This window comes from Pseudomonadota bacterium, from assembly GCA_022572885.1.
GTDB lineage: Bacteria > Pseudomonadota > Gammaproteobacteria > Steroidobacterales > MnTg04 > MnTg04.
Genome location: JACZVC010000049.1, coordinates 1 through 7,357, shown reverse-complemented (window position 1 = coordinate 7,357; position 7,357 = coordinate 1). Strand labels below are relative to the sequence as shown.

The 7,357-nt window shown below is 54.7% G+C and carries 11 protein-coding genes; 6 read left to right on the top strand and 5 right to left on the bottom strand.

The window, feature by feature from the left end; translation table 11 throughout:
- Nucleotides 1-60: 60 nt before the first annotated feature.
- The 3 genes from IIA05_12580 to IIA05_12570 are packed head-to-tail and all read right to left on the bottom strand — an operon-like array spanning nucleotide 61 to nucleotide 1,479.
- On the bottom strand, nucleotides 61-741 hold the full coding sequence (locus tag IIA05_12580; GenBank protein ID MCH9027927.1) for a hypothetical protein: 681 nt from the start codon (nucleotides 739-741) through the stop codon (nucleotides 61-63).
- A 41-nt stretch (nucleotides 742-782) separates the two neighbouring features.
- Nucleotides 783-1,085 carry a heavy-metal-associated domain-containing protein gene (locus tag IIA05_12575; GenBank protein MCH9027926.1) on the bottom strand — a complete coding sequence of 101 codons (303 nt, stop codon included), beginning with the start codon at nucleotides 1,083-1,085 and terminating at the stop codon, nucleotides 783-785.
- Nucleotides 1,086-1,116: 31 nt separating this feature from the next.
- Nucleotides 1,117-1,479, bottom strand: coding sequence for a hypothetical protein (locus IIA05_12570; protein MCH9027925.1), 363 nt, complete (start codon nucleotides 1,477-1,479; stop codon nucleotides 1,117-1,119).
- Nucleotides 1,480-1,843: 364 nt separating this feature from the next.
- Here IIA05_12570 and IIA05_12565 point away from each other — a divergent pair, with 364 nt between their 5' ends.
- On the top strand, nucleotides 1,844-2,152 hold the full coding sequence (locus tag IIA05_12565) for an antibiotic biosynthesis monooxygenase (GenBank protein ID MCH9027924.1): 309 nt from the start codon (nucleotides 1,844-1,846) through the stop codon (nucleotides 2,150-2,152).
- A gap of 14 nt (nucleotides 2,153-2,166) precedes the next feature.
- Here the strand turns inward: IIA05_12565 and IIA05_12560 are convergent, their stop codons facing one another.
- Nucleotides 2,167-3,066, bottom strand: coding sequence for a LysR family transcriptional regulator (locus IIA05_12560; GenBank protein MCH9027923.1), 900 nt, complete (start codon nucleotides 3,064-3,066; stop codon nucleotides 2,167-2,169).
- 129 nt (nucleotides 3,067-3,195) lie between these two features.
- On the opposite strand from IIA05_12560, the gene IIA05_12555 reads away from it, so the two are divergent.
- The 4 genes from IIA05_12555 to IIA05_12540 all read left to right on the top strand — a co-directional run bounded on the left by IIA05_12555 (nucleotide 3,196) and on the right by IIA05_12540 (nucleotide 5,958).
- Nucleotides 3,196-4,230, top strand: coding sequence for a zinc-binding dehydrogenase (locus IIA05_12555; GenBank protein ID MCH9027922.1), 1,035 nt, complete (start codon nucleotides 3,196-3,198; stop codon nucleotides 4,228-4,230).
- 114 nt (nucleotides 4,231-4,344) lie between these two features.
- Complete coding sequence (locus tag IIA05_12550; protein MCH9027921.1) at nucleotides 4,345-4,566, top strand: 4-oxalocrotonate tautomerase family protein; 222 nt, start codon at nucleotides 4,345-4,347, stop codon at nucleotides 4,564-4,566.
- On the top strand, nucleotides 4,559-5,257 hold the full coding sequence (locus IIA05_12545; protein ID MCH9027920.1) for a glutathione S-transferase N-terminal domain-containing protein: 699 nt from the start codon (nucleotides 4,559-4,561) through the stop codon (nucleotides 5,255-5,257). The genes IIA05_12550 and IIA05_12545 overlap by 8 nt, the downstream gene beginning before the upstream one ends.
- Before the next feature lie 131 nt (nucleotides 5,258-5,388).
- Entirely contained in the window at nucleotides 5,389-5,958 is a 570-nt protein-coding gene (locus tag IIA05_12540) for a carboxymuconolactone decarboxylase family protein (protein MCH9027919.1), read from the top strand.
- An 11-nt stretch (nucleotides 5,959-5,969) separates the two neighbouring features.
- Here the strand turns inward: IIA05_12540 and IIA05_12535 are convergent, their stop codons facing one another.
- The gene (locus IIA05_12535; GenBank protein ID MCH9027918.1) at nucleotides 5,970-6,668 is read right to left on the bottom strand and encodes a cupin domain-containing protein; all 699 of its coding nucleotides are present in this window, start codon (nucleotides 6,666-6,668) and stop codon (nucleotides 5,970-5,972) included.
- Between the two features lie 291 nt (nucleotides 6,669-6,959).
- Between IIA05_12535 and IIA05_12530 the strand changes: the two genes are divergently transcribed.
- Nucleotides 6,960-7,357: glutathione S-transferase family protein (locus IIA05_12530; protein MCH9027917.1), on the top strand; the 398-nt coding region annotated here is incomplete at its 3' end.

The following is a 7,357-nucleotide window of genomic DNA, read 5'->3' as shown; positions in this document are numbered from 1 at the left end:
CTGTTGCAGCCGGGGGATGAGAACACTTCGACCTGGATTGCTTTCACGACCATCTCTTTCCTAGAAGTGTATGCGCGTGCTCAGCACGAAGCGGGTGTCCTGCGGACCGTTGAGATCCTGAACTACGCCGCCTTCCAACACCCATCGGCGGTGAATCCACTGTAAGCCAGCGGTAACTTGATGCACAAAGGTATTACCTTGGACCCAGCGACCGTTGAGTTCGAGCACGCCGTCCCATTCGGTTGCAGCGCCCCAGTCCGGGTAGGTAGCCGGCGTCAGCCGGTACTGCCAGGAGATATCGTAGCGTGCCGCATTCGGCGCGTCATCCAGCCCCTGCACCCAGAGTACGTCCAGGTCCCATTCATGGCGCCGCCGAAAGAACGTGGCCACTGCACCTGCCTGCACACGGAGGTCCCGGTTGCTATCGGTCGGGACCACCACACCACCGAGTAGGCCTAGCCGACTCGTGCCGATGTCATCGTCCACTTGCCAGACGATATGTCGGTATAGCACGTTCAAGTCGGCCAGGCGGTCAGGGCCTGAAGGCGACAAGCGGTAGGGTAGCCCGAGAAAGAGGGTCTGTGTGCCGCTGATGCCATAGGCTAGGTTGGTGGTCAGGACATTGACGTCCTGGTCTGCATTGTATTCATCGAACAGCCGCAGCACCGTTCCACCTTTTTCAAGCGGCAAGGCCACAAAGGAGCGCAGTCCCATCGCCCAGGCGCCGGCACTCGACAACATGAGCCAGACGGCCAACACGACAGAAACAGCGGGCCGCAACATCAGTCGTCCTTGGTGTAGCGAGTACTTTCTTTCGGTGTAAAGCCGGCGTCGCGGATGGTTTCCCGGATAACCGTTTCGTCCGGGGTCTCACCGGCTTTCATCACTACGCGTACTTTCTTGGCCTCCAGGCTAACCTGGGCCAGGTCGACCCCGGGCAGCTTGCCCAGGTTTTTCTCGATGCCATAGGCGCAGAATGCACAGGTCATGCCGGCGACATCGATCTCCAGCACCTCCTGTGGCTCTGCGAGTACCGGCCCCGATAAGAGAAATAAACCGATCAGCATTAAAGCTGTCTTTTGCATTATCATTTCATACCTCCAATTACTATCAATGTTAAAAGTCCAACAAAATTCGCAGCGGTAACGCCAAGAACGCGGCAAAAAAGCCGATGCCCCACAGTGCTACCGAACTCCAATAAATACGCCCGTTCCACACTTGGGTCTGGTCACACAGACGGCCCAAATCCGGATCTGCCGGGCAGGCCCGCCCCGGGCGATACATCAGCCAGCCCGAAACCAATAGCATGGCGCCGGAGCCCGCGAACACCCAGGCCTTATGCTGGGTAATCGTGACCAGCAGCGGAAAGCTGCTGGTGAACGCGGCCACTGTCGCCCCCAAACCCAGCGTCACCAGGATGATGGGCAGGGCACAGCAGATCAGCGTGCCGCCGGACGTAAACAAGGTCAGCCAGCTCAGACCGGTCTGTTTCAGAACTACTTCGCTTCTTTTCAACGCCAATTTCCTCTACACAAATGCTCTATCGTGAAAGCAAGTCTAAAACTTGGAGTTGACTCCAGGTCAAGCCTTTTCTGGTATTGGACTTCCCACGGTCTAGTGGATGGCGGAGTTAAACCCATAAAATCCGCTCCTCGAACTTGGCTTGGCTACTATTGTCAATGTATCCGTGTCGAATTGCTGCACTCAGGAAGGTAAGCGACCTTCATCACTAATACATGCGAACAGTGGCCTGAATCGGATGTCGATTTTTGAGGACGGACGAGTAGTATTGCTTGTCTATCCAGCTTTTCCATCATCCATTGGTGCATACCCAATACCCATGATGGTTGTAATTGTAGAGTTCGAAATGCGGGCCGGTATGGATTCAGAGTTCGAGGCCGCGCTGAAGCATATGCAAGAGCAGGTCAAACAATACGACGGGTTTCTGGGTGAGGCGCCGTGTTGCAGTCTCGAAAATGAGAGGAAGTTCGTGAGTCTGTTTTTTTGGCGCGATCGCGAGGCCATAAAAGCGTGGCGGGACGATCCGGAGCATGTAAAAGTACAGCAACTCAGCCGCGAAAAAATTTTTGCCTGGTACAAGATTCGCGTCTGTGAACTTGAGCGTGAGTACGAGCGGGAATACTCGGAATAACGCCCGCTCTGTTGCTATGAGTATCGAGTTCTCGCGAAGGCTTCGATAAGAAAATCTATAAACACGCGAATTTTCGGTGGCACGTGCCGTTGATGCGCATGCACGGCGTAAACCGGGCTGGCCGCGGGACTGGCCTGGTAATCTGTCAGTACCGGTCGCAGCTGCTTTTGCCGGAGTTCGATACCCATATTCCAGTCGGGCAATAGCGAAAGCCCCAGGCCGGCAACCGTGGCGGCTACGATCGCATCCGCATTTTTTGCGAAAAAACTCCCTGAAGCACGCACATTCGAGACGCCGTCAGGCCCGCGAAATGTCCAGACATTGTGTCCGGGATGATCTCGCCAGGTGATGCAGTTATGACTCTCGAGATCCACTGGTTTTTTCGGCGTGCCGGCTTTTTTTAGATATTCAGGGCTGGCACAGACAATCCGTTTGCTTTCGCCGATCTTCCGAGCTTTGAAGCTTGAGTCCCTTTGACGCCCCACGCGGATGGCGACATCGATGCCAGCGTCGACGATGTCTACCATTCGGTCTGTCATCGACAAGACGATTTTGATGGCCGGATACTTATCGAGAAAGGCCGGAACTGCGGAAACCACAAGTTGCCGGCCTATGCCGCTTGGCACCGTAACGCGAAGAATCCCACTCGGCGATCCGAGCTGTGATAACGCCAGTTTCGCTTCATTGACGTCGTCGATGATGCCGCGAGCGCGCTCATAGTAGAGCTGCCCCGCTTCGGTAAGGCTTAACTTCCGCGTTGTACGGACGAAAAGTCTCGCGCCCAGGTCTTCTTCGAGTTGGTTGATTTGACGAGACACGGACGATGGCGCAATACCGAGTTGTCGTGCGGCTGCCGAGAAACTCCCCGAATCTACGACACGCACAAGGATGCGCATGCCCGCAATACTATCCATGCCTTTTACCTATCTTTGCATATTTCGCATAAATGTTTCTCTGATTACCTAGTTTATCACAAAAGCACACTGGCCTATTGTGGGATCGTAATTTTCCACCAACGAATTGTGAAATTAAGGAGCAAGACAATGAAAGCAGCAGTCATTCACCAATTTGGCGATTTCGACGTACTCAAGTATGAAGACATCGCAACACCGAAACCCAAACCGGGTAACGTCCTGGTCAAAATCCTGGCCGCCGGCGTGAACCGTCTGGACCACTATCTCCGGGAGGGCTCGGTAGTGCCCGACTTCCCCTTCCCTCACATTCTGGGCGCGGATGCCGCCGGTGAAGTTTTCCGGGCGGGCAAAGACGTCACCGGTTTTGAGATCGGCGAACGGATCATCGTGGTTCCGGGTTATCCACAAAGCGAAGAGGACTACGACATCTATCCGGCTAGCCAGGCGCCGAGCTTTGCTCTGCCCGGTCTGCACATCCCGGGAACGTATGCGCAGTACATCGAAGTTCCCGCGCGTTTCCTGTTGAAGGATGATACCGGCCTCACGCCGGCGGAAGTGGCAACACTACCCGTCGCGCTTGCAACCGCGGTACGTGCGGTCAAGGAAGTCGCTGGCGTCAAGGCCGGTGACACAGTTTTGGTCCAGGCCGGTGCTTCAGGCTCCGGCAGCATGCAGATTCAGGTTGCCAAGGCGCTGGGAGCCCGGGTGGCCACCACCATACGCAACGCGTCCAAGGCGGATGCTGTCCGCGAACTCGGTGCAGATCTCGTGATCAACACAAGCAATGAAGACCTTGTGGAACGCGTAAAGGAGTGGACCGACGGCCGTGGCGCCGACGTGGTCATCGATAACCTGGCGGGCGACGTTCTCGCCACGAGTATCGCTGCTGCGAAAGCAACCGGCGTTATCGTCGCATTTGGATTCGCGGCTGGACCAGAGGTCAAATTTGACATCCGTAGTCTTTTCTTCGAACAGAAAGAGCTGAAAGGATCAATGGCCAGCGACAAAAGCGACCTGGAATTTGGCCTGCAACTCGTGCGTGAAGGCAAGATAACTCCATTACTGGACCGGACCTTGCCATTGAGTGAGGCGGCAGAGGCACATCGTCTGGTCGCGAACAATGAAGTGATCGGCAACGTGGCGCTGTTGCCCTGGGCTGCCTAGGCCAGCGGTAAGCGAACAGGACATTGATTAATGGCCAGGGACGGCCAGATCGCGCCATCACAGTCGCAATAGCTTATCGACCTCAGTTTGGTATGTACAAAAAGGAGACCAGCCGTGCCATACGTAAACATCAGGATAACCCGTGAAGGCGTTACTACCGAGCAAAAGGAATTATTGATCCGGGAGACCACAGCAATGCTTGGACGCGTACTCAACAAGGATCCGCAGACAACCCATGTTGTCATCGACGAAATCGATACGGACAACTGGGGATTTGGCGGAGAGAGTACCACCCACTATCGACAACGAGAGCAAGACGGAGAACGCAATGATTGACTTTTATTTCTGGACGACCCCCAACGGGTACAAGGTACTTGTGTTCCTGGAGGAAACGGGAATTCCGTATCGCATCGAGCCCGTCAACATCAGCAAGGGGGAACAGTTTGAACCTGAGTTCCTGCGCATCTCCCCGAACAACAGGATGCCGGCGATTGTCGACCATAGTCCCGGCGAACCTGGCATGCCTTTGTCGCTTTTCGAGTCCGGCGCCATATTGCTTTACCTGGCAGAAAAAACCGGGCTTTTTCTGCCTACAGACGCCCCTGGACGTGCCGATGTACTGCAATGGTTGTTTTGGCAAATGGGTGGGCTTGGCCCGATGCTCGGACAAAATCTGCACTTTGGCCAGTATGCGCCAGAGAAAATCCCTTATGCGATCGACCGCTATGTCAACGAGACAAGCCGCCTGTTCAAGGTCCTGGACAAGCGACTGGCAGACCGCGAGTTCATCGCCGGCGACTACTCGATTGCCGACATGGCCAGTTATCCCTGGGTATTCAAGCACCCGTTTCTGCAACTGGGGCTTGAGGATTATCCGAACCTGAAACGCTGGTTCGAGACAATCGAGCAACGGCCAGCCGTTGTTCGCGCCTACGAAATCGGTGCCAGCATCAATACCACACCGACGATGACCGAGGAGTCGAAAAAGATCCTGCTGGGTCAGAGTCACCGGTCGGCAGCCGCTTAGCCCGCTACTCTGTGATTGGTGCCAAATATCAGACGATCGGTATCACTATTCAATACCAATGACCATAGAACGAGTCCTTCATCGACCGTACTGTGTACATACTGAAAATCGGAATACAACAGGAGCTCATCATGAGTCAATTCAACGTACACTCCAAAGAAACGGCACCGGCGGAATCAGCCGAGCTGTTAGCCGCCGCCGAAAAGTCGTTTGGGTTTATTCCCAACCTGCTCGGCGTATTGGCGGAATCCCCGGCAGCGATCAAAGCTTATTTGACAATCGGAAAAATCTTCGACGAATCATCTTTTTCAGCTACTGAACGCCAGTTAGTAATTTTGGCAGCGAGCCGATTCAATGAGTGCGATTATTGTGTGGCGGCTCACTCTGTGGTCGCCGGCATGCAAAAAGTACCTGCCGATGTGATAGACGCGATCCGCAATGACCAACCGATCGACGACGAAAAATTGGAAGCTTTGCGTACCTTTACTACCGCGGTCGTTGAAAAACGCGGTTGGGTGTCTGATGATGATATCGCCACTTTTAAGGCGGCGGGTTACAGCAAGGCACAAATCCTCGAGGTGATTCTGGGCCTAAGTTTCAAGACTCTCAGCAACTATGTGAACCATATTGCCGAAACGCCGCTTGATGACGCATTTGCCGCACAGGCCTGGACACCTGTTACCGATCGGCTGGCGAGTTAGCACCAGCATATTCAGTCTCCGTCGCTGGCTTCGGCGTGCAGATATGCCAGACCACCCTCCTTTATATAGAGTACGCAACCGGTGTCCGTGCGTGGCTGATGGCTGCATCCAACCGGTAAGCGCAGCCAGGTGCCGCTCTCGTAAGATCCGGATTCATCGGTGAATCGCCCTTCCAGCACGAAGTATTCGGCGCCGGCCGAGTAAGTCAGGGAATCCAACATGCTGTCCGGTGCCCACCTTTCGAGACGCATTGTGTCCAAAAAGCCATCTTGCTCGTACAACGGTTTTACCTCGACCCCGGTACGGGAGGTCGCTTGCCAGTTGAGCAGGTTTGTATCCAGCACTATATGGCGGCGTTGCCTGCCCGGGAACTGCCGGAGCTTGACGAACAATTTGCAGCCGTCTTTCGAGAAAGGAGCGTGGCGAAACCCCTCCGGGTTCAGCAAATACGTGCCGGCCGGCCAGTTACCATGCTCATCCGAAAAAACCCCCTCGAGCACAAGGATTTCCTCGCCGTCGGGATGATCGTGTGCCGGGAATGTGGAGTTTGGCTGGTAACGCACTACGGAAGTTACCTGGCCAGATTCGGCCGGGCCGATCAGGTGGATGCGCTTGCGCCAGACTGTACCGCTCGGACTGGGCGACCAGTCTATCTGGTTGGTATTCACCACCGCTCGGATGGACAAATCGCCGTTGTTTGCGCCGGACATCAGAACTCCTACCTCCGTTGAATCTTCGTTTGCGTATCGGCAATTAGCACGCCATATCAATGGTCGGACTGCCTTGCTCGTTTTTCCGCCTCGCGATCCTCTACCGGCTTCTTGACAGCATCTTTGCTGGCAGCCACTTCGACGTATCTGATGCGGCATGACCTCGACACTTTGCCGAGGTCGCGATAGATTACCTTGTCAAAACTGTTGGAACACACGCTAGTTAAAGTATTTTGCACAACGATATACTCATACAACGAAATTATCAAAAATTATTAGAGGAGAAAGACCATGGGGCTATTAGTAGACGGCCAATGGCACACCGACTGGTATGACACGAAATCCACGGGCGGCGAATTCATTCGGAAAGACTCGCAGTTTCGCCACTGGATTGGCGAGCCAAACTTTGCAGCCGAAGCCGGGCGCTACCACCTGTTTGTCTCGCTGGCTTGCCCGTGGGCCCACCGCACCTTGATTTTTCGCAAGCTGAAAAAACTCGAGCAAATCATCGGCATTACGATCGTTGACGCCAAGATGCTGGAGCACGGCTGGGTGTTTTCTGAAGTTTCCCAGGACAATCCCATCGAAGGCATCGATTACCTGCACCAGGTTTACACCACCGCCGATGCCAACTACACCGGCCGGGTCACGGTACCTGTGCTGTGGGATAAACAGCAGCGCAGCATCGT

What these genes read in the sequence shown, in the direction of transcription:
- IIA05_12565 (MCH9027924.1), top strand. Translation starts at nt 1,844, where the DNA reads ATGGTTGTAATTGTAGAGTTCGAAATGCGGGCCGGTATGGATTCAGAG.
- IIA05_12545 (MCH9027920.1), top strand. Translation starts at nt 4,559, where the DNA reads ATGATTGACTTTTATTTCTGGACGACCCCCAACGGGTACAAGGTACTT.
- IIA05_12555 (MCH9027922.1), top strand. Translation starts at nt 3,196, where the DNA reads ATGAAAGCAGCAGTCATTCACCAATTTGGCGATTTCGACGTACTCAAG.
- IIA05_12540 (MCH9027919.1), top strand. Translation starts at nt 5,389, where the DNA reads ATGAGTCAATTCAACGTACACTCCAAAGAAACGGCACCGGCGGAATCA.
- IIA05_12575 (MCH9027926.1), bottom strand. Translation starts at nt 1,085, where the DNA reads ATGCAAAAGACAGCTTTAATGCTGATCGGTTTATTTCTCTTATCGGGG.
- IIA05_12560 (MCH9027923.1), bottom strand. Translation starts at nt 3,066, where the DNA reads ATGGATAGTATTGCGGGCATGCGCATCCTTGTGCGTGTCGTAGATTCG.
- IIA05_12535 (MCH9027918.1), bottom strand. Translation starts at nt 6,668, where the DNA reads ATGTCCGGCGCAAACAACGGCGATTTGTCCATCCGAGCGGTGGTGAAT.
- IIA05_12580 (MCH9027927.1), bottom strand. Translation starts at nt 741, where the DNA reads ATGTTGTCGAGTGCCGGCGCCTGGGCGATGGGACTGCGCTCCTTTGTG.